The sequence below is a fragment of the Pseudomonas salomonii genome (genome assembly GCF_900107155.1).
Lineage (GTDB): Bacteria > Pseudomonadota > Gammaproteobacteria > Pseudomonadales > Pseudomonadaceae > Aquipseudomonas > Aquipseudomonas salomonii.
The window spans coordinates 247,943-266,296 of the sequence record NZ_FNOX01000003.1 but is presented as its reverse complement, the minus strand read 5'-3'; the positions used below and the strand labels follow the sequence as shown (position 1 = coordinate 266,296).

Below are 18,354 nucleotides of genomic sequence, written 5' to 3'. Positions count from 1 at the left end.
CTGCGTTGACTGGCACAGTGCTATCGCCTAGGCTCAGCGGCATTTTCAGGGAGATATTGCGGTGACAGATTCGAAGGTTCGAGGGTTTTTCGGGGCGGTCGTGATGTGGCTGCTGTTTACGATTTTCTTGCTTGTCGGCTTAGGCGCCATGTTCACCAGCTTCTTGGCAGGTCTGATCATGCTAGTCGCAGCTAGCATCTTCGTCCCTAGGCTGAACCGCATAATCGAAGAAAAGACTGGCGTCCTCATTACTCCTGGAATGCGCGCGGTCGTGACTATTGTCTGCCTCGGTGTGTTCAGCTATACCAGTAGCAGGGCAATGGATATAGATCGTGCTGAGCATGCTGCGCAAGAGGCCTCGTCAAACCAGCAGAAAGCCGAGCAAGCTCAGAAAGAAAAGCGCGAGTACGTCAGCGCGAACAATAGTGCGATTCTGTCCGAAATTAATATGCTGATCGCGAAGCAAGATTACGATGCTGCTTCCGCTCTCGGTTCTCAATATAGCAACGCCGGCAGCTTCGAAATTGACCAGGCTTTTTCCAAGGTTTCAGCACATAAAGCTGAGATGGAAAGCAAGCAGAAGAAAGCATCCCTTTTAGATGCTATTGGCAAAATCAAGCAGGACGACTACAAGTCCTTGGCTTCGACTTACTCCCAGCTTGCCGCGATTGATCCGTCATTCCAGCCAAACGCCGACAAGTTTTCCAAGCTCGACAAAAAGCGCGCCGAGGAAGAGAAGGTGCGTGAGCAGGCAGCAGCGGAGAGGGCCCGTCGGCAAAGCATGGGGCTGGCGTGGAACTACACCGACAGTGAAGACGGCATGTCAGGAAAGTCAGTGCGCCGAGCGTTCGTTTCCTCGATCAACACAGTAGACTTCAAATTCCCATACGGCGGGACTCAACGAGCCACACTGACGATCAGGAAGCACCCTCGCTGGGGGACGTCTGTATACGTCGCGATCGAAAAGGGCCAGTTTATCTGCGGTTACGATGACTGCGATGTCCGCGTGCGGTTTTCGAAAGGTAACGCCCAGAGGATGTCAGCGAGCGAGCCAGACGATCACAGCTCAAATCTCCTTTTCATCAGCAATGCCTCATCGTTTATCAGCCAGGCCCGCAAATCCGACAAGGTCTATATCGAGGCCAATTTTTACCAAGAGGGAAGCAGGGTCTTCGAATTCGACACCTCAGGCCTTGAGTGGAAATAGTTAGAATCCCCGCGCTGCGGGGATTTTTCATTACAGAGCCAGCGCTGGGTCATTCTCCCACGCCATGGCCAGATCCTGCTCCTGTTCGACCCTGGGCATCTTCATCCAGTCGCTTCGCAGTTGGTAGTAGGGCTCACCGTACTTTTTGTCTTCAAGCTCCCAGTTTGCTCGGATGCCGAGAAGGCTCAGGAGCAAGGCGATGATCAGCCTGATCGTGGCTTCGAGCTCTTGCTGCTTTTTCGCCTGGAAGCTAAGACGGATGGATCGGCGATTACGGGCTCTGATGACGAGGTAGTAGATTCGCACTCGTTCTTCGCGTTCTGCATCTCTTCGAGCAGCCTCAATCTCAAGGCTTGGAAAGGTTTCGGGATCATAGCTGATGCCTTCTTGTTGTATGAGTTTTTGAAAGGTGAGCCTGGAGCGTTTCAGCTTGCGACCTGAGATGATGGTGCCGTTGTACTCATACGCGATGCCTTTGGGCTGGCCGTCTTGGCTTTTTGTGAAATGGACGTATACGCGCTGCCGGCGCAGTAGCTGGACGAGCAGGAACATGTCGCCGCCTTGGGCCTGGCAGGCTTCTACGGCGCCGGCAATTTTCGCGATCATCCGGTGCTTCAGGGGAATCGTACCTTCGCGTTCAGCGGCCTCCAGGGCGTTTCTGGAGATGGCGGTTCCCCACGTTTCAGTTGGCGCAGGAGCCTTTGACAGGCCAAATCGGTCTTCCAGGTCACTGGTGCTGTCGCAGCTGCGCATGCGCTCGTTGCTGTCTCTTACGACAGTAAACTCTTCGTTCATGCAGATACGATTCGCGACGATATGCACGTGCTGATGGTCAGTGTCACCATGCAGGACAGCTACCCATTTGTTTTCCAAGTCAAAGCCAAGATCGCTCAGGTACGTTTCAACTGCCTCTAGCCATTGCTCCTCTGTAAGGGATTCGCCGGGCTTAAGGGAAAGCATGGCGTGCCAAACAGGCTTGATAACGCGATCGGAATCAATTGCCGAGTCCCGCATTTTCTCAACCGCATCGAACTCTTGAATCATACCTTCGGCATCAATTTTGTCTTTGGTATGTCCGTGACGAAGAGGGTCTGAGGCGAAGCAGTTCTTGCCAACGGTTTGGATTGTTGTAATGGCATGCTCATGCTTGCTAAGACCAAAAATGTATTCGATCCTATTTCGGAAGCTCCCTTTACCTTTCTCAAATATTTTGCCAATCATGATTAAACTCCGAGCAATTTATTATTGATTTTGTGAAGCTCTTCGATCACTAGGCCGCTGTCCTTCCCCTGGTTGATCATGTTGGCCACGGCTTGGAGCTCAAGAGCAACTTGCATTCCAGCAAACGGGATAGATACCTTCTCTCGTGGCTGGTGGTTGCATAGGTGCTCCCTTACGTATGCCCCAAGAGTTTTGAACCCGGCCTTATCCAGCTTGGCTTTGAGTGATTCGAGTTCCATCGCTGTAATTCTGAATGTAATCCGCTGATCCTTTTTTACAGGAACTGCAGGTCTGCCTTTTTTGTTATTGTTCATGGCGCAACCTCCGAAGGAGAGTGAGCAGGCCCATTAATTGTCTGACATAGACACAACTGGCCAACTCAATCTATATGCTTATTATGCAAATGGAGCATTAGGTGGGGGAAGTGTTTTTATCAAAAAGATGTGGTCTTTTTTGGCAGTTAGAGTGCCTTAAATGGCAACTTCGAAGCCAGCCCTGGCAACACTAGTGCCTCAAATGGCCCGATATACTTCGTAGTTCGCACAATGTCAATGCGACATATCATGCCTGTTACAGTAGGTGAGTGTGGGACAGCTGGACGCCGCAGTCAGCTAGTGCGAAATCTGAGGGTGTCACAGCCTAGGAGAGCGAAATATCACCATGTCACTCTCATCGAGTGCGAGATCTATGGCTGTCACAGTTGCGGAGAGTGACATCGTGGCCTTGTCGCACTGCCTGGGAGCGGTGAAGCAGTGTCTGATAGTCCATGGGTGTCAGGAGTGCCAGTCGGTAGTGTTTGGTATTGGACAGACAAAGGGGGCTTCAGATTAGGTTGCGACTGGACTGATTTGAGGCGTTGGGAACGAAAAGGTCACCAAAGGATGGTGATAGGTATGCGATGGGTGGTTCTGAATTTGCACACCTGGTGCACACGGACAAAGCTCATGTCAGGCTACAACCCTTTAAAGACGTGGCCTGTAGCGATTTCAGTCGGCCCCATCCATCATCGAGACGACTAACACGGCATGGAGTAATCTCGGCAACGGGCTAAAATCCATGGGGAAATTTCCCACACTTTTCTCAGCTTGCCCCTCAGACCACCCCTAGCTAACCTCCTCCAGCCGCTGCAAACCCAGCGGCCGGATGTGGAAGTCCGACCAAGCTGAAGGCGCTCAATCGCCCATAAACACCTACCGGCGTTTTTTTACGTCTGTATGATTGCTTATGGCGGCTGTGCGCGGGGCACTTCGGTGCGCCGGGTCCTTTAGCCCTGGTCTTCCACACCTGCGTACAGCTGCCACCCTCATGTGGAAGTGAGTTTGGTAGTTCCTGGAATTCTAAAGGAGCTTCGCCATGTACAAGGTCACACCGAATCCGCCTCATGCCTCAAACGCTGAACCCATTGATGCCAAGCTTCAAGCTGCGGCTGAGCGCGCAATTCATCATTACCTTCCGCCATCTGATGACAGCGCCGCCCCCGCCGACCACCCACCCGGCAACCTATTCTCCGTCAGCCCCAACATCGACACCGAAACCCTCCTAGCCAACGCCGCCGAGCACCTGGATTCCGCCAACCAAATAACCGCCACCCTGGCCTTCGACCTCGAAGACCCGCACCGCGCCATCATCCTCGGCATCCAGCAACTCATCGACCTAAGCGCGCTACTCGTCGCCCGCGCCCAAGAGCAAGTCGCCCCAGCCGCCAGCCCAGCCACCGCCTGACCGCCAACCCCGCCGCCTTACCCCAAGGCGGCAACCTGAACCCCTGCTGTCACCGCGCAAAATTTCATAATCCCCAGTGCCTTTGAGGTCTACGATCTCTCTTCAAGAGAGGACCCCCGCGCCTCCAGCCCACAGGGAACTGAAAACATGATCTCGAACCTGGTTAAAGTCGCGCTGATTGCTGGTGCGTTGCTGTTGGGCGCTTGTTCGACGGGGTCGTCGGGTGGGAGGGGTGACCCTTGTTTTACTGGCGGATGCCAGGCGTTTGGGGACCATAGCCCGAGCAAGGCGGCCAAGATGAATTTTGGCGGGAGTGGGTTGGGGAGTAGTTATGGGGAGTATGGGTCGGGGTTGTTGCATGATGATTGATGGAGTGGTGGGGCATTCATTGATTTGGTGACTGACCCACCGCTTTCGCGAGCAAGCCCGCTCCCACATTGGAGCGGGGGTGGCCTGTAAAATGTCAGTGGCCGCCTTTCATGCGGCGGGCGATCAAGTAGATGCCCAGGCCGACCAGCGCTGTGGCGGCGCCGATGTAGCCAGTGCTGGTCCAACCATATCCCGCTGTAATCGCCATTCCGCCAAACCACGGCCCCAGCGCGTTTGCCAGGTTGAACGCTGCGTGGTTGGACGCTGCCGCCAGGCTTGGGGCTTCGTGGGCGATGTCCATGAGGCGGATTTGCAGCGGCGCGGCCATGGCAATCATGGTGCCGACCAAACCGATGCCCGGCAGTACGCTCCACAGCGAACTGGCGGCGAAGGTGAAGAAGATCAGTACGGCCATCGACCACACCATAATCCAGCCCACGGCGCGAAATTGCAGGCGGTCGAAGAGTTTGCCGCCGGCGATGTTGCCGATGATGCCGCCGACGCCAAACGCGGCGAGGCCGAAGGGGATCCATTGGGGCGAGACTTTGGTCACTTCGAGCATGGTCGGGGCGAGGTAGCTGAACACGCAGAACATGCCGGCAAAGCCAATCGCGCCGATGGACAGGGCCATCCACACTTGGGGTTTGGTAAAGGCGCGCAGTTCTTTGCGCGGGTCGCTGCGCGGTTCGTCGTGGCGGTCGGGGACGAATTGCCAGACCAGGGCGATGGTGCACAGGGCGATGGCGCTGACCAGTGCGAACGCCGAGCGCCAGCCCAGGTGTTGGCCGAGGAAGGTGGCGATGGGGTTGCCGAGCAGCATGGCGAGGGTGAGGCCCATCATCACGCGGGCCACGGCGCCGGCGCGTTTGTCGTTGGGCACCATGCTGGAGGCGACGACGGCGGCGATGCCGAAGTAGGCGCCGTGGGGCAGGCCGCTGATAAAGCGGAAGGCCACCAGCGAGCCGAAGGTCGGGGTGAAGGCGGTGGCGAGGTTGCCCAGGGCGTAAAGGCCCATCAGCAGTAAGAGCATGTGTTTGCGCAGCAGTTTGGCGCCGAGGATGGCCAGCAGTGGCGCGCCGACCATCACGCCGAGGGCGTAGGCGCTGATGGCGTGGCCGACTTGGGGTTCGCTTAAGCCCAGGTTCTGGGCGATGTCGGGCATCAGGCCCATGATGGCGAATTCGCCGGTGCCGATCGCGAAGGCGCCCACGGCCATGGCCGCTTCCATTTTGGCGGCGCTGCGCGCGGGCAGTACGTGCCCGGGTGTTTGCTGGGTAGTCATGGGTAACTCTGTAGGAAAAAAATGCACGAAGGTCAGTGGCCGATGCTACGCAAGCCGCCACGAAAGTGTCTAGAACAGCGTTTTGCGCCAGCGTTCAGTTTGATTAAACACCCTGTGACCCCAGGTCGCGGCTGTGACGCTTGACACTTGCGCGTTAAAAGCCGCGATTTAGCGCTGTCAATTGGCCAAACGGCGCATAAATGCGGTTCAGCGTGATATTCTGCGCGCCGTCTTGGTCTAGTCTTTCCCCGGTGCGTACACCCGTATACGTCCCGGCGGTTGGCTGTCGCCCAGGTAGCTGAAGCCAATAATGATAAGAAGTCAGCGCAGAAGGGACAAAAACAGTGAGGTCGCTACGTCGGCCTTGTGTGCCCACCCTACGGCCTGCAGAGTCAGGGGCGGTAGGGCGGATGGCGTTTTATCATAGGTGCTACTGATGTTTAAGAAAGTAAACACTGCCCTGCTGGGGCTGGCTTTGTCGATGGGGATCACGTCCGTTCAGGCGGAAGAGGCAAAGAAAGTCGATGTGCTGCTGATCGGCGGCGGCATCATGAGTGCGACCCTGGGTGTTTGGCTCAACGAGCTGCAGCCGGACTGGTCGATGGAGATGGTCGAGCGTCTCGATGGCGTGGCCGAAGAAAGCTCCAACGGCTGGAACAACGCCGGTACCGGTCACTCGGCCCTGGCCGAGCTGAACTACACCCCGGAAAACAAGGACGGCACCGTTGAGATCCCGAAAGCGGTCGAGATCAACGAAGCGTTCCAGATTTCCCGTCAGTTCTGGTCCTGGCAGGTACAGCAGGGCGTGCTGAAGAACCCGCGTTCGTTCATCAACTCCACACCGCACATGAGCTTTGTGTGGGGCGATGACAACATCAAGTTCTTGAAAAAGCGCTACGAAGCCCTGCAAGCCAGCCCGCTGTTCGCCGGCATGCAGTACTCCGAAGACCCGGCGCAGATCGCCAAATGGGTTCCGTTGATGATGGAAGGCCGTGATCCGAAGCAGAAGATCGCCGCCACCTGGACCCCGATCGGCACCGACGTGAACTTCGGCGAGATCACCCGCCAGTTCGTTGCGCACCTGCAAACCACGCCGAAGTTTGACCTGAAACTGTCGAGCGAAGTGCAGGACATCACCAAGAACGCCGACGGTTCGTGGCGTGTAAGCTACAAAAACCTGAAAGACGGCACCAAGACCGAAACCGACGCCAAGTTCGTGTTCATCGGCGCGGGCGGCGGTGCACTGCACCTGCTGCAAAAGTCCGGCATTCCTGAAGCCAAGGAATACGCCGGCTTCCCGGTTGGCGGTTCGTTCCTGGTGACCGATAACCCGGCCATCGCCGAGCAGCACATGGCCAAGGCCTACGGTAAGGCTTCGGTTGGCGCGCCACCGATGTCGGTTCCGCACCTGGACACCCGCGTGCTGGATGGCAAGCGCGTGATTCTGTTTGGCCCATTCGCAACCTTCTCGACCAAGTTCCTCAAAGAAGGCTCGTACCTGGACCTGCTGACCAGCACCACCACCCACAACATCTGGCCAATGACCAAAGTCGGTATTCGTGAATACCCACTGGTCGAGTACCTCGCCGGCCAACTGATGCTGTCCGATGACGACCGCTTCAAGGCGCTGCAAGAGTACTTCCCGAACGCCAAGCAGTCCGACTGGCGCCTGTGGCAGGCCGGCCAGCGCGTGCAGATCATCAAGCGTGACGAGGAGCAGGGCGGCGTCCTGAAACTCGGCACCGAAGTGGTCAGCTCCGCCGACAACACCATCGCCGGCCTGTTGGGTGCATCGCCAGGCGCGTCCACCGCGGCTCCGATCATGCTGACCGTGCTGCAAAAAGTGTTCAAGGACAAGGTGGCGACCCCTGAGTGGCAAGCCAAGCTGCACCAGATCGTGCCGAGCTATGGCACCAAGCTGAATGACAGCCCTGAGGCTGTTGCGAAGGAGTGGGCCTACACGGCCGGCGTCCTGCAACTGACCCCACCGCCTGCCATTCCGCAGTTGAACGCCCCAAAGGCAACCGAAGCCACCGAGGCTGCCAAGCCTGCGGCTGAGCCGAGCAAGCCGGCATCTGACCTGGCGCTGTAAGCCAAGCCTGATGTTAAAAAGCCCGCTGAACCGGTAACGGTCAGCGGGCTTTTTTGTGGGCGTATGTTCAGGTGCGAGAGCGTTCGGCTGGCGGCAGTTCAACCGTGCGCTCGGCAGCGGCCAATGCGGCCTTTAAACCGGCTTTATCCAGCGGCACGCAGTACGCAGGCTTGGCCCGCTCAAAGCGCCAGCTTTCATCCAGCGTGCCCGCGTCCACGGCGTCGAACCCCAACTCGTCGAGCAGCGCAATCACGTGCGCCTTCGCCGTCGCATCATCGGCGGCCACCGGCAGGGCGCGGCGGTCAGGTGCGCCGTGTGGGCGGGCATCGCGGTTGATGTCTGAGTCAAAGATTGCATTAAACACTTTGACCACCTGTGAATGGGCAAAGTGCTCGGCCAACAGGCGGCTGGTGGTGGTTTCAAAACGGTCCAGCACCGGGATATGCCCATCGCGCTCAGGGTAGTAATTGTTGGCGTCCAGCACCGTTTTGCCTTCCAGCCACTGCGCGGGCACGCTGCGGTAGTGTTCAAGTGGAATCGCCACCAGCACCACGTCGCCAAACTGCGCGGCATCCTGCGCGCTGCCCACTTGCACGCCGGGGATGCCGCTGCGCACGCTGCTCATGGTCTGCGGGCCACGGGAGTTGCTCAGCATCACCGCGTGCCCGGCCGCCAGGGCCAGTTGGGCCACGGCGCGCCCGATAAAACCTGCTCCAATCACGCCAATCTTCATGGCTTTGCTCCTGCGAAGTGGGGAAGTGGCTATGATGATTGGCAACCATTGGGTGATAAATGGGTGGTTTGGAGTCGGTGTAGTTACTGGGAGTAGTTAATCGTGGACCGTCTAACCAGCATGAGTGCGTTTGTCACGGCCGCCGAGCTGGGCTCTTATGCCCGCGCGGCGGAGCGCTTGAACCTGTCGCCGCAAATGGTGGCCAAGCATGTCACCGCGCTGGAGCAGCACCTGGGTGCCCGCTTGCTTAACCGCACCACACGCCGGCAAAGCCTGACGGAGTTGGGTAGCGCGTACTACGAGCGCTGCAAACATATCCTGACCGAAGCCGAAGCGGCCGATTCGCTGGCGCAGATCATGAATGACACCCCGCGCGGCAAGTTGAAGGTCACCGCCCCGGTGACGTTCGGCTCCTACAGCCTGATGCCGCTGATTACCGGGTTTTTGCGTGACAACCCGGATGTGGAAATCGACTTGCACCTGACCGACCGTTTTGTCGACCTGGTGGAGGAGGGTTATGAAGCGGCTTTTCGCATCGGTCCCCTGGCCACGACCGGCCTTACGGCGCGGCCGCTGGCACCTTATCGCCTGGTGGCCTGCGCCGCGCCTGCCTACCTGGCCGCACGGGGCGTGCCTTTGCTGCCGTCAGACCTAGAGCATCACGAATGTCTGGGCTATGCGTTCTGGTCACGCCCTGCAGAGCGTGAATGGGTCTTTTACCAAGGCACCACTGTGCACAAGGTGCAGGTTGCCAGCCGTTTACAGGTCAACGAAAGCCGGGCGTTGATGATGGCTGCCCTGGATGGTTTCGGCATCGTGCTCGGCCCTGAAGACTTCTTGCGCACGGCACTGGCCAAGGGCGAGTTGGTGCGGGTGCTGCCAGGCTTTGAGGCGCCGAGCCGCTCGATGCATCTGGTCTACACGGCGAACCGCCAGCGCACGGCCAAGTTGCGGCGCTTTGTCGAGACGGTGCTGGGGCGATTCGGACCTGCTTGAGCGCTCAAATACCGGCCCTGGGGTGCGAATACCTCAGGTTCAGCAACCTGACAGACACCACCTGTTACAAATAACCCAGTGCCAAGCAGGAGCAAGGCTGCAGCAAGGGGGCATTTTTTTTCTGGTGTATTCGTTGGGCGCTGGCGCCCGAGGGGTGTGTATGTTGCTACGTTATGCGGCATTGGCGGCGTTTGTCGTCGCGGCTTCCGGGTGTGTACAAGAGCGCGTGGTGCATGAGCGCGGGCCGGTGCAACGTGAGTATGTCGAGGTGGTGGCGCCACAGCCGCCGCCGGTGCAAGTGATCGAAGTCGAGCCGGCGGCACGCTATGGCTATGTGTGGTCACGCGGTTACTGGCGCTGGGAAGGCGGGCGCTATGTAGCGGTGCACGGCCATTGGGAGCAGGTGCGCGAAGGTTATCGTTATGTGCATCCGCACTGGGTGCAGCGCAATGACGGTTACCACTGGCAGCGCGGTGGCTGGGTTCGCTGAACCTGGCACCTCACAAAACGGCTAGCTCGGCTTTTGGGTACCTAACAGCTTGACCTCACGCAGCAACGCGGCACCGAGTTGATCGCTGCCCAGTTCCTGATAGCCAACTATCTGGGTCTCGCCTTGTTCTTCGGCCTGGATGATGATCACCGGTGTTTCCTTGCCGGTGGTTTCATCCATATGCAGGGCGTACTGCGGCACATCCACGTTGATCGGTGAACCCGCCGGCTTGCCTTGTACATTCATCGTAAATGCCGCGCAGCCGCTGTCGATGTCCACGGTGGTCGCGGAGCGGCCGCTGACGAAACAGGTTTTCGGCAGGTCGGGCCAGGTGATGGTGTCGGCCAAAGCGAGGGTGGGCGCCATGGCCATGGCAACAAGCAGCAACGTGCGCACGTGGTGAGTTCTCTTGATCAAGGGCGATGGCGTTTTTTACCAAAGCCCGGCATTCGTCGCAATGCTGCGGCTCAGGCCAGGCGTTTCATCCCCGTGGCCTTGGCCGCGTTGAGGTCAAAGGTGGCGGTGTATTCACAGCCGGCTGCGTGGGCGCAGCGTTCGATCAGGTAGTCGGCGAAATCGGCTTTGCCGGCCGTGAATCGTCGCAGCGCCTGCCAGATGATCTCGGCGTGCTCGACGGTCAGCTCACGGGTGCGCAGCAGCGTTTCCAGCACGGTCACCACGTCGCTTTTGGCCGATTGATAGCAGCTTTGCAGCACCCAGACCAATTCCACCACCGACACCAGGCTGACAAAGCCCGGCGACACGCTGGTGAGCGACTCGATCAGCACCGAGGCCTTGGGGGATTGCACAGGGTCATCCTGGGTGACGTAGCGCACCAGCACATTGGTATCGAGCCCGATCATCCGGCGTTTGCTCCTTGCGCGGCGATGGCGCGGTTCATGTCTTCGATCGACACGGCCTGTGCGGGCTTGCGGATCAGCCCCTTGAGGTCCTGCACGGTTTTGCTCGCGGCGATAATGGAAAACCTGCCGTCTTCCGTTTCGACAAATTCAACCCGGTCGCCTGTTTCCAGGCCAAGCGCGGTGCGCACTTGCACGGGGATAGTGATTTGCCCTTTTGAGGTGAGTGTGGCGGTGGCCATAGCGAAGATCTCCATCGTGATATTCCTTACGTTAGGGTAAGGATTGATGAAGGACAAGATCCGTTGGTCCATAGGGTGCTCGGCTGATGTGAGTGAGTGGGTAACAAGTAAAACCCTAGCTCGAACGTTGCGCGCTCACACGCCCGCCTGCGACCCAAAGAGATACAAGCTATGACCGAACGTCAGCTCATTATCCCCGCCGCCATGCAACCCATTGTCGAACGCGCCGGCTACGCGCCTGGACCACAATCGGGGTGTCCGAACGGGCACACCCCGGCCTATTGGTGGAAATCAAATGTGTGGCGGTGCAGCGCCAGTTACTGCACCACGCGATAGCACGGCACATAGGCTGCGCCGCCCGGCAACTTCATGCGGTGCTGGGCGACGAACGCCTGCAACAGCTCGTCCAACGGCTTCATGATCGCCGGGTCGCCGTGGATCTCATACGGGCCGTGCTGCTCGATCAGGCGAATGCCCTTGTCCTTGACGTTACCGGCCACAATCCCCGAGAACGCACGGCGCAGGTTGGCCGCCAGTTCATGGGGCGGCAGCGCGTGGCTCAGTTGCAGGCTGGCCATGTTTTCGTGGGTGGGGTCGAACGGGCGCTGGAAGCCTTCGTCGATCTTCAGCAGCCAGTTGAAGTGGAACGCGTCATTGCGCTCACGACGGAACTGCTTCACGGCCTTGAGCCCGGCAGTCATCTGGCGCGCCACTTCGGCCGGGTCGTCGATGATGATCTGGTAGTGCGCCTGGGCCGCTTCACCAAGGGTGGCGCCCACAAACGCGTGCAACTGTTGCAGGTACGGCGCGGCCTGTTTCGGCCCGGTGAGGATGACCGGGAACGGCACGTCGCGGTTGTCCGGGTGCATCAGGATGCCCAGCAGGTACAGGAACTCTTCGGCCGTGCCGGCGCCGCCCGGGAAGATGATGATGCCGTGGCCCACGCGCACAAAGGCTTCCAGGCGTTTTTCGATGTCCGGCAGAATCACCAGCTCGTTAACGATAGGGTTTGGCGCTTCGGCGGCGATGATGCCCGGCTCGGTCAGGCCCAGGTAACGGCCGCCGGTGATGCGTTGCTTGGCGTGGGAAATGGTCGCGCCTTTCATCGGGCCTTTCATCACGCCGGGGCCGCAGCCGGTGCACACGTCGAGGCTGCGCAGGCCCAGTTCGTGGCCGACCTTCTTGGTGTATTTGTATTCTTCGGTATTGATCGAGTGCCCGCCCCAGCACACCACGATTTTCGGCTCGACACCGGGGCGCAAGGTACGGGCGTTGCGCAGCAGGTGGAACACGTAGTCGGTGATGCCCTGGGAGTTGCTCAGGTCGATGCGCTGGCTGTCCAGCTCGTTCTCGGTGTAGACGATATCGCGCAGGGCGCTGAAGAGCATTTCGCGGGTGCTGGCGATCATTTCGCCATCGACGAAGGCATCGGCGGGCGCATTCAACAGTTCCAGGCGCACGCCACGGTCTTGCTGGTGGATACGCACTTCAAAGTCTTTGTAGGCGTCGAGGATGGTCTTGGCGTTGTCGATATGCGCGCCGGTGTTGAGGATGGCCAGGGCGCACTGGCGGAACAACGTGTAGATGCTGCCGGTACCGGCTTCACTCAGTTGCTGGACTTCACGTTGGGACAGGGTTTCGAGGCTACCCTTGGGGCTGACGGAGGCATTGATGACTTGACGTTGGAGCATTCTGATTCCTTGAAAGCACAGCCATCGCAGCCGCCAGGGGCGGCGATGGCTGGAGAATGGTGAGCGCCGAACTCGGTCGCACTGGACGGTTAGTTTGGCCGCCGCAAGGGCAGGGCGCAAATACCGTCAACACCATCATGCCGCAGAACTTACTGAATCAGCTTCCAGTTTTTGTAGAAAACCCGACGCAGGGTAAACACCAGCCCGGCAAAGCCCGAAATCACGGCATTCAGCACCGAGGGCAGCAAGGTCGGCCGCACGATGTCAATGAACAGGCAGTAACGCTTTGCGTCGTTTTTGTTGAAGGAGGCATGCATCAGCGTGTCATCGAAGATGAACAGCGGGTCATCGTGCCAGTAGTGCTTATGCTTGCCCACCTGGATGTAGACACCGTCATGATGGGGCGCCGGCGCCATGTTGTAGAGCACGCGGAACATCATGCGCAGCGGGCCGAAGTGGAAGGACGTGGAGCGGTTTTCGTTGAACACCGACACGCCGATGGTCTTCACAAACGGCAGTTTCTTGCGCAGTTGCGGGATGTCCAGCGTGGTTTCGATCGGGCGGCCGTACCATTGGAAGAACAGCATGCCGCGCTTTTTCTCGGCCATGCGCTCGTCGAGGTAGCTGATGATTTCGTCCTTGTTGGCCATGGCGTCGTCGATGACCTGTTGCAGGTCTTCGCGCCAGGCCGGCGGCAGGTCGCCCATGGTGTAGACGTGGCGGTTGCGCAGGCTCAACAGGTCGAACAGGGTATTGAACGGCGCCAATATCCAGGTGTTGCGGCCGTTGCCGACGAAGTATTTCTTGATGGTGTCGCGGTCGTACAGGCCGTTGCGCAGGAAGTCATAAATGCCGCAGAACAGCACCAGCAGCAGAAACACCAGGCTGGTGAGCGGAAAGCAATAGATGAACAGCAGTACGCCGAGCACCCAGGCGACTGAGACCAATTTTTTTTGCACAGCACTTTTACTCATGAAGCGAGGCTCCGGACCTGAAACAAAGCGAAACAATCCCGCCATGATAGTGGGTTATCAAGGTGCCGGGCGTTTTAAATATTGCGAATTTGTGAAAGCCGGACACAGTTTTTAACCAGGCGGTGCACTGCGCCCGCGGTTTTGCCGATTGAATTTTGTAAACAGAAGATTTACGTCTATCGTGACGCTTCGGTTTTTCGCGCGTCATAGACCGGTACGATTGAAGTTGAATGGCCACCACTGGCCGTCGACCCCTTGGAAGAGGCAGAAATTTTATGATCATCAAACCGCGGGTTCGTGGCTTTATCTGTGTGACCGCTCACCCTGTTGGCTGTGAAGCGAACGTCCGAGAGCAGATCGACTACGTAACCAGCAGCGTATCCAAAAGCGGCGCCATCGAAGGCGGCCCCAAGAAGGTGCTGGTTCTCGGTGCTTCCACCGGTTACGGCCTGGCCGCGCGCATCAGTGCTGCGTTTGGCTGCGGCGCCGACACCCTGGGCGTGTTTTTTGAGAAAGAAGGCGAAGAAGGCAAGCTGAGCTCCGCCGGCTGGTACAACAGCGCGGCGTTCGAGAAGTTTGCCGTGGAAAAAGGCCTGTACGCCAAGAGCATCAACGGCGACGCGTTCTCTGACGAGATCAAGCGCCTGACCATCGAAACCATCAAGAAAGACCTGGGCAAGATCGACCTGGTGGTTTACAGCCTGGCCGCGCCACGCCGTACCGACCCGCAAGGCGTGGTGCACACCTCCACCCTCAAGCCGATCGGCAAGGCCGTGACCCTGCGCGGTATCAACACCGACAAAGGCGTGGTGGTCGACACCACCCTTGAGCCTGCAACCCAGGAAGAAATCGACGGCACCGTCAAAGTCATGGGCGGCGAAGACTGGCAGCTGTGGATCAACGCCCTGCGTGACGCCGATGTGCTGGCCGAAGGCGCCAAGACCACCGCGTTCACCTACCTCGGCGAGAAGCTGACCCAGGATATCTACTGGAACGGTTCCATCGGCGAAGCCAAGAAAGACCTCGACAAAAAAGTCCTGACCCTGCGCGACAACCTCGCTGCGCTGAAGGGCGACGCCCGTGTGTCAGTGCTCAAGGCCGTGGTTACCCAGGCCAGCTCGGCCATCCCGATCATGCCGCTGTACCTGTCGCTGCTGTTTAAAGTGATGAAAGAGCAGGGCACCCACGAAGGTTGCATCGAACAGGTTTACGGCTTGTTCAAAGACAGCCTGTACGGCAGCGAGCCGAAGCTGGACGCCGACGGCCGCCTGCGCGCCGACCTGGCTGAGCTGGAGCCGAAGGTTCAGGACGCCGTGGCTGCACTGTGGAACCAGGTGACCGACGACAACGTCAACGAGATCAGCGATTTTGCCGGCTACAAGGCGGAGTTCCTGCGCTTGTTCGGGTTTGAAATCGACGGCGTGGACTATGAAGCGGATGTGAACCCGACTGTGAAGATCAAGGGCCTGATCCAAGCCTAAACACGCTCAAAAAAAATGTGGGAGCGGGCTTGCTCCCACATTTGATCTTTGTAAGCCTCCCTTTTGGGAACCTTCCCACGCTTCGGCGCGCAACTCTTCCTTTCCAAAATCTGCCAGACTCCCTCGGCTATCAAGCCACGCTAACGGAGGATCTGATGACGATTCGTGCAGTAGTTTTTGATTTTGGCGGTGTCCTCTTCGATTGGAACCCGCAGCACCTTTACCGCCAGCTGATTGCCGACGAGCAAGAGCGGCAATGGTTCCTCGATAACATCTGCACCCAAGCCTGGAACACCGAACAGGACGCCGGCCGCAGCCTGGCCGAAGGCACTCGCCATCTTATCGAGCAACACCCGCAACACGAACCCTTGATCCAGGCCTATTACGAGCGCTGGCACGAAATGCTGCGGGGCACGCTGCCCGAAGGCGTGGCGATTCTTGAGGCATTGCACAAGGCGGATATGCCGCTGTTCGGGCTCACCAACTGGTCGGCTGAAACCTTTCCTTACGCACGGGCCAACTATCCGTTTCTGCAGCACTTGCGCGATATCGTCGTGTCCGGCGAGTTGAAGTTGATCAAGCCCGATCCCGCGATCTATCACGCCAGCCTTGCCCAGGTACGTGGTCACTTGCCGGATATCCAGGCCAGTGAAGTGGTGTTTATCGACGACGTTGCCGGCAATATCGAGGCCGCTGAAGCCCTCGGCTGGCAGGGCATTCACCATGTGTCGGCCGAGCGCACTGCGGCGCGTTTGCGTGAGTTGGGCGTGAGCTTTTAGCGCGCCCACTTTTCCATGGCGAAATCCACGAAGGCGCGCAGTTTGGGCAGGCGGTAGCGGTCCTGTCGGTAGAGCAGGTGCATGGGGCGGCTGGGCAGTTGATATTTGGTCAGCAACGCCACCAGCTTGCCGCTCTCCAGGTCCGGTTGCACCAGGGCATCGGCCAGCATGATGATGCCCATGCCGTTCACGGCCGCCTGGCGCAAGCCTTGGGAGCTGTTGATGGTCAATGCGCCGGCCACCGGCACCTCCACTTCGCCTTCATCGCCTGTCATGCGCCACAGTTTGCTGGTGTCGCGCCAGTTGTCGTTCGCCGGGTAGGCAAACGCCAGGCAGTCGTGCTGGCGCAAGTCGTCGGGCGTCTGCGGAATGCCACGTCGCGCCAGGTACGCCGGTGACGCGCAGAGCGTCAGGGTGTAGGCCTGCATGGGCCGGGCGATCAGGCTTGAGGTTTCCAGCTCGCCCAGGCGGATCGCAACGTCGAAGCCGCTGTCGATCAGGTCCATGCGCTCATTGCTGAGTTCGACATACAGATTGATCTGCGGGTAGCGTTGGGCAAATTCGCTCAAGGCTGGTGTGAGGCGTTCGGTGCCGAACACCGGTGGCGCGGTGATGCGCAGGCTGCCTTTGGGCGTTTCGCTGTGGATCTGCTCCGCCAAAAGTTCAGAGTCGGCCACCAGCCCCAGCACCTCCAGGCAACGCTGGTAATACTGCCCGCCAAATTCGGTGAGGCTCTGTTTGCGCGTGGTGCGTTTCAGCAAGCTGACCCCCAGCCGTTGCTCCAGCGCGCGCAAGTGGTTGCCGACCATGGTGGTCGACAGCCCGCATTCCTGCGCGGCGGCGGTCATGCTGCCGGCTTCGACCACTTTCACGTACACCGACATCGACTGGAACAGATCCATTATCAAGTCCTGGTTTAAAGTCATTGCAGGAATGCGCAGTTTATCCAGCTCAGGTGGCTAACGATACTGGCAGCCTCACAACGATGCACTGGAGCCTGCCACCATGACCGCCGCCTGCCTGATGACCACCTATCAACCCATGGCCCTGAGCTTTACCCGTGGCCTGGGCACGCGCCTGTGGGACCAGCAGGGCCGTGAATACCTCGACGCCGTGGCTGGGGTGGCGGTAACCAATGTCGGGCACTCCCACCCCAAATTGGTCACGGCGATCAGCGAGCAGGCGGGCCTGTTGCTGCACACGTCGAACCTCTACAGCATCGACTGGCAGCAGCGCCTGGCCGAGCGGCTGGCGCAGTTGTCCGGCCTGGACCGTGCGTTTTTCAATAACTCCGGCGCCGAAGCCAACGAGACCGCGCTGAAACTGGCGCGGCTGCACGGTTGGAAAAAAGGCATCGAAGAGCCGCTGGTGGTGGTGATGGAAAACGCATTTCACGGGCGCACCCTCGGCACCATGGCCGCCAGTGACGGGCCTTCGGTGCGCTTGGGTTTCCAGCGCCTGCCGGGGGATTTTCTTAAGGTGCGCTTTGGCGACTTGGCCGCATTGGCGGCCATTACTGAAAAATTCGGCACGCGCATCGCGGCGGTCCTGCTCGAGCCGATCCAGGGTGAAAGCGGCGTGTTGCCCGCGCCGCCCGGTTACCTGAAGGCGCTGCGCGATCACTGCACGCGCCACGGCTGGTTGATGATGCTCGATGAAATCCAGACCGGTATCGGCCGCACCGGCGCCTGGTTTGCGTTCCAGCATGAAGGCATCGTGCCCGACGTGATAACCCTGGCCAAAGGCCTCGGCAATGGCGTGCCCATCGGCGCGTGCCTGGCCCGAGACGCCGTGGCCCAGTTGTTCACGCCAGGCAGCCATGGCAGCACGTTTGGCGGTAACCCGCTGGCTTGTCGCGTGGGTTGCACGGTGTTGGACATCATTGAAGAACAAGGTTTGCTGCACAACGCCGCGCGACAGGGCGAGCGCCTGCTGGCGCGGTTGCGGGTGGAGTTGAGCGAGCACCCGCAGGTGCTGGCGATTCGCGGGCAAGGCTTGATGGTCGGCATCGAGCTGGCCAGGCCTTACCGTGACCTGGCCCAGCGTGCGGCACAGGAGCAGGGGCTGCTGATCAATGTGACGCGGGGCAAGATCATCCGCCTGTTGCCGCCGCTGACGCTGGATGGCAAAGAGGTTGAGATGATCGTACGGGCCATCACCCGTCTCCTGGATTGAAATGAATCAAACTGTGGGAGCGGGCTTGCTCGCGAAAGCG

The 18,354-nt window shown here is 59.1% G+C and carries 19 protein-coding genes and 1 pseudogene; 10 read left to right on the top strand and 10 right to left on the bottom strand.

The annotated features are described in order from the left end of the window. Window positions 1-61 precede the first annotated feature (61 nt). A complete protein-coding gene (locus BLV67_RS08515) occupies window positions 62-1,207 on the top strand; it encodes a hypothetical protein (RefSeq protein ID WP_069788656.1) in 1,146 nt (381 codons plus the stop codon). A 30-nt stretch (window positions 1,208-1,237) separates the two neighbouring features. Here BLV67_RS08515 and BLV67_RS08510 read toward each other — a convergent pair whose 3' ends face one another. Continuing rightward, window positions 1,238-2,428 carry a relaxase/mobilization nuclease domain-containing protein gene (locus BLV67_RS08510; RefSeq protein WP_069788657.1) on the bottom strand — a complete coding sequence of 397 codons (1,191 nt, stop codon included), beginning with the start codon at window positions 2,426-2,428 and terminating at the stop codon, window positions 1,238-1,240. A 2-nt stretch (window positions 2,429-2,430) separates the two neighbouring features. Then, the gene (locus BLV67_RS08505) at window positions 2,431-2,742 is read right to left on the bottom strand and encodes a plasmid mobilization protein (RefSeq protein WP_141722785.1); all 312 of its coding nucleotides are present in this window, start codon (window positions 2,740-2,742) and stop codon (window positions 2,431-2,433) included. Between the two features lie 1,039 nt (window positions 2,743-3,781). Here BLV67_RS08505 and BLV67_RS08500 point away from each other — a divergent pair. Together BLV67_RS08500 and BLV67_RS33305 are read left to right on the top strand one after the other, a co-directional pair. Further along, window positions 3,782-4,150: a DUF6124 family protein gene (locus tag BLV67_RS08500; RefSeq protein ID WP_069788659.1), complete on the top strand. Its 369-nt coding sequence runs from the start codon at window positions 3,782-3,784 to the stop codon at window positions 4,148-4,150. A 147-nt stretch (window positions 4,151-4,297) separates the two neighbouring features. After that, window positions 4,298-4,519, top strand: a complete 222-nt coding sequence (locus BLV67_RS33305; protein ID WP_069788660.1) for a hypothetical protein — start codon at window positions 4,298-4,300, stop codon at window positions 4,517-4,519. 94 nt (window positions 4,520-4,613) lie between these two features. On the opposite strand, the gene BLV67_RS08490 is transcribed toward BLV67_RS33305, so the two are convergent. Next, window positions 4,614-5,801 (bottom strand): MFS transporter, encoded by a 1,188-nt coding sequence (locus BLV67_RS08490; RefSeq protein WP_069788661.1) that lies wholly within the window; start codon window positions 5,799-5,801, stop codon window positions 4,614-4,616. A 436-nt stretch (window positions 5,802-6,237) separates the two neighbouring features. Between BLV67_RS08490 and mqo the strand changes: the two genes are divergently transcribed. Continuing rightward, entirely contained in the window at window positions 6,238-7,893 is a 1,656-nt protein-coding gene (gene mqo / locus BLV67_RS08485) for a malate dehydrogenase (quinone) (RefSeq protein WP_056857258.1), read from the top strand. A gap of 67 nt (window positions 7,894-7,960) precedes the next feature. Here the strand turns inward: mqo and BLV67_RS08480 are convergent, their stop codons facing one another. Next, window positions 7,961-8,626: an NADPH-dependent F420 reductase gene (locus tag BLV67_RS08480; protein ID WP_069788662.1), complete on the bottom strand. Its 666-nt coding sequence runs from the start codon at window positions 8,624-8,626 to the stop codon at window positions 7,961-7,963. Between the two features lie 120 nt (window positions 8,627-8,746). On the opposite strand from BLV67_RS08480, the gene BLV67_RS08475 reads away from it, so the two are divergent. Together BLV67_RS08475 and BLV67_RS08470 are read left to right on the top strand one after the other, a co-directional pair. Beyond that, window positions 8,747-9,622 (top strand): LysR family transcriptional regulator, encoded by an 876-nt coding sequence (locus BLV67_RS08475; RefSeq protein ID WP_069788663.1) that lies wholly within the window; start codon window positions 8,747-8,749, stop codon window positions 9,620-9,622. A gap of 160 nt (window positions 9,623-9,782) precedes the next feature. Further along, window positions 9,783-10,112 carry a YXWGXW repeat-containing protein gene (locus BLV67_RS08470; protein ID WP_065929251.1) on the top strand — a complete coding sequence of 110 codons (330 nt, stop codon included), beginning with the start codon at window positions 9,783-9,785 and terminating at the stop codon, window positions 10,110-10,112. Window positions 10,113-10,133: 21 nt separating this feature from the next. Here the strand turns inward: BLV67_RS08470 and BLV67_RS08465 are convergent, their stop codons facing one another. The 3 genes from BLV67_RS08465 to BLV67_RS08455 form a co-directional block, all read right to left on the bottom strand. After that, the gene (locus BLV67_RS08465; RefSeq protein ID WP_069788755.1) at window positions 10,134-10,478 is read right to left on the bottom strand and encodes a hypothetical protein; all 345 of its coding nucleotides are present in this window, start codon (window positions 10,476-10,478) and stop codon (window positions 10,134-10,136) included. A 101-nt stretch (window positions 10,479-10,579) separates the two neighbouring features. After that, entirely contained in the window at window positions 10,580-10,975 is a 396-nt protein-coding gene (locus tag BLV67_RS08460; protein ID WP_065929252.1) for a PIN domain-containing protein, read from the bottom strand. Beyond that, window positions 10,972-11,229, bottom strand: coding sequence for an AbrB/MazE/SpoVT family DNA-binding domain-containing protein (locus BLV67_RS08455; RefSeq protein ID WP_065929253.1), 258 nt, complete (start codon window positions 11,227-11,229; stop codon window positions 10,972-10,974). The genes BLV67_RS08460 and BLV67_RS08455 overlap by 4 nt, the downstream gene beginning before the upstream one ends. A gap of 221 nt (window positions 11,230-11,450) precedes the next feature. On the opposite strand from BLV67_RS08455, the pseudogene BLV67_RS32335 reads away from it, so the two are divergent. Next, a pseudogene (locus BLV67_RS32335) lies at window positions 11,451-11,528 on the top strand (RidA family protein); the annotation flags it as partial. Between the two features lie 3 nt (window positions 11,529-11,531). Here the strand turns inward: BLV67_RS32335 and ppnN are convergent. Together ppnN and BLV67_RS08445 are read right to left on the bottom strand one after the other, a co-directional pair. Then, window positions 11,532-12,905 carry a nucleotide 5'-monophosphate nucleosidase PpnN gene (gene ppnN, locus BLV67_RS08450; RefSeq protein WP_065929254.1) on the bottom strand — a complete coding sequence of 458 codons (1,374 nt, stop codon included), beginning with the start codon at window positions 12,903-12,905 and terminating at the stop codon, window positions 11,532-11,534. Between the two features lie 149 nt (window positions 12,906-13,054). Beyond that, complete coding sequence (locus BLV67_RS08445; RefSeq protein ID WP_065929255.1) at window positions 13,055-13,879, bottom strand: aspartyl/asparaginyl beta-hydroxylase domain-containing protein; 825 nt, start codon at window positions 13,877-13,879, stop codon at window positions 13,055-13,057. A 275-nt stretch (window positions 13,880-14,154) separates the two neighbouring features. Between BLV67_RS08445 and fabV the strand changes: the two genes are divergently transcribed. Then, window positions 14,155-15,360: an enoyl-ACP reductase FabV gene (gene fabV, locus BLV67_RS08440; RefSeq protein ID WP_069788664.1), complete on the top strand. Its 1,206-nt coding sequence runs from the start codon at window positions 14,155-14,157 to the stop codon at window positions 15,358-15,360. Window positions 15,361-15,515: 155 nt separating this feature from the next. Then, on the top strand, window positions 15,516-16,139 hold the full coding sequence (locus tag BLV67_RS08435; protein ID WP_069788665.1) for an HAD family hydrolase: 624 nt from the start codon (window positions 15,516-15,518) through the stop codon (window positions 16,137-16,139). On the opposite strand, the gene BLV67_RS08430 is transcribed toward BLV67_RS08435, so the two are convergent. Next, window positions 16,136-17,041 carry a LysR family transcriptional regulator gene (locus BLV67_RS08430; RefSeq protein ID WP_065929257.1) on the bottom strand — a complete coding sequence of 302 codons (906 nt, stop codon included), beginning with the start codon at window positions 17,039-17,041 and terminating at the stop codon, window positions 16,136-16,138. The two genes, BLV67_RS08435 and BLV67_RS08430, sit on opposite strands and share 4 nt — an antisense overlap. Before the next feature lie 103 nt (window positions 17,042-17,144). Here BLV67_RS08430 and BLV67_RS08425 point away from each other — a divergent pair, with 103 nt between their 5' ends. Then, the gene (locus BLV67_RS08425) at window positions 17,145-18,314 is read left to right on the top strand and encodes an aspartate aminotransferase family protein (protein ID WP_069788666.1); all 1,170 of its coding nucleotides are present in this window, start codon (window positions 17,145-17,147) and stop codon (window positions 18,312-18,314) included. Window positions 18,315-18,354 lie beyond the last annotated feature (40 nt).

Bases quoted from the DNA above. Each gene is read 5' to 3' on its own strand.
- BLV67_RS08510 (WP_069788657.1), bottom strand. From the start codon at position 2,428: ATGATTGGCAAAATATTTGAGAAAGGTAAAGGGAGCTTCCGAAATAGG.
- BLV67_RS08475 (WP_069788663.1), top strand. From the start codon at position 8,747: ATGAGTGCGTTTGTCACGGCCGCCGAGCTGGGCTCTTATGCCCGCGCG.
- BLV67_RS08445 (WP_065929255.1), bottom strand. From the start codon at position 13,879: ATGAGTAAAAGTGCTGTGCAAAAAAAATTGGTCTCAGTCGCCTGGGTG.
- BLV67_RS08465 (WP_069788755.1), bottom strand. From the start codon at position 10,478: ATGGCGCCCACCCTCGCTTTGGCCGACACCATCACCTGGCCCGACCTG.
- BLV67_RS08425 (WP_069788666.1), top strand. From the start codon at position 17,145: ATGACCGCCGCCTGCCTGATGACCACCTATCAACCCATGGCCCTGAGC.
- BLV67_RS08455 (WP_065929253.1), bottom strand. From the start codon at position 11,229: ATGGAGATCTTCGCTATGGCCACCGCCACACTCACCTCAAAAGGGCAA.
- BLV67_RS33305 (WP_069788660.1), top strand. From the start codon at position 4,298: ATGATCTCGAACCTGGTTAAAGTCGCGCTGATTGCTGGTGCGTTGCTG.
- BLV67_RS08470 (WP_065929251.1), top strand. From the start codon at position 9,783: ATGTTGCTACGTTATGCGGCATTGGCGGCGTTTGTCGTCGCGGCTTCC.
- ppnN (WP_065929254.1), bottom strand. From the start codon at position 12,905: ATGCTCCAACGTCAAGTCATCAATGCCTCCGTCAGCCCCAAGGGTAGC.
- BLV67_RS08460 (WP_065929252.1), bottom strand. From the start codon at position 10,975: ATGATCGGGCTCGATACCAATGTGCTGGTGCGCTACGTCACCCAGGAT.
- BLV67_RS08480 (WP_069788662.1), bottom strand. From the start codon at position 8,626: ATGAAGATTGGCGTGATTGGAGCAGGTTTTATCGGGCGCGCCGTGGCC.
- fabV (WP_069788664.1), top strand. From the start codon at position 14,155: ATGATCATCAAACCGCGGGTTCGTGGCTTTATCTGTGTGACCGCTCAC.
- BLV67_RS08430 (WP_065929257.1), bottom strand. From the start codon at position 17,041: ATGGATCTGTTCCAGTCGATGTCGGTGTACGTGAAAGTGGTCGAAGCC.
- BLV67_RS08435 (WP_069788665.1), top strand. From the start codon at position 15,516: ATGACGATTCGTGCAGTAGTTTTTGATTTTGGCGGTGTCCTCTTCGAT.
- BLV67_RS08490 (WP_069788661.1), bottom strand. From the start codon at position 5,801: ATGACTACCCAGCAAACACCCGGGCACGTACTGCCCGCGCGCAGCGCC.
- BLV67_RS08505 (WP_141722785.1), bottom strand. From the start codon at position 2,742: ATGAACAATAACAAAAAAGGCAGACCTGCAGTTCCTGTAAAAAAGGAT.
- mqo (WP_056857258.1), top strand. From the start codon at position 6,238: ATGTTTAAGAAAGTAAACACTGCCCTGCTGGGGCTGGCTTTGTCGATG.
- BLV67_RS08500 (WP_069788659.1), top strand. From the start codon at position 3,782: ATGTACAAGGTCACACCGAATCCGCCTCATGCCTCAAACGCTGAACCC.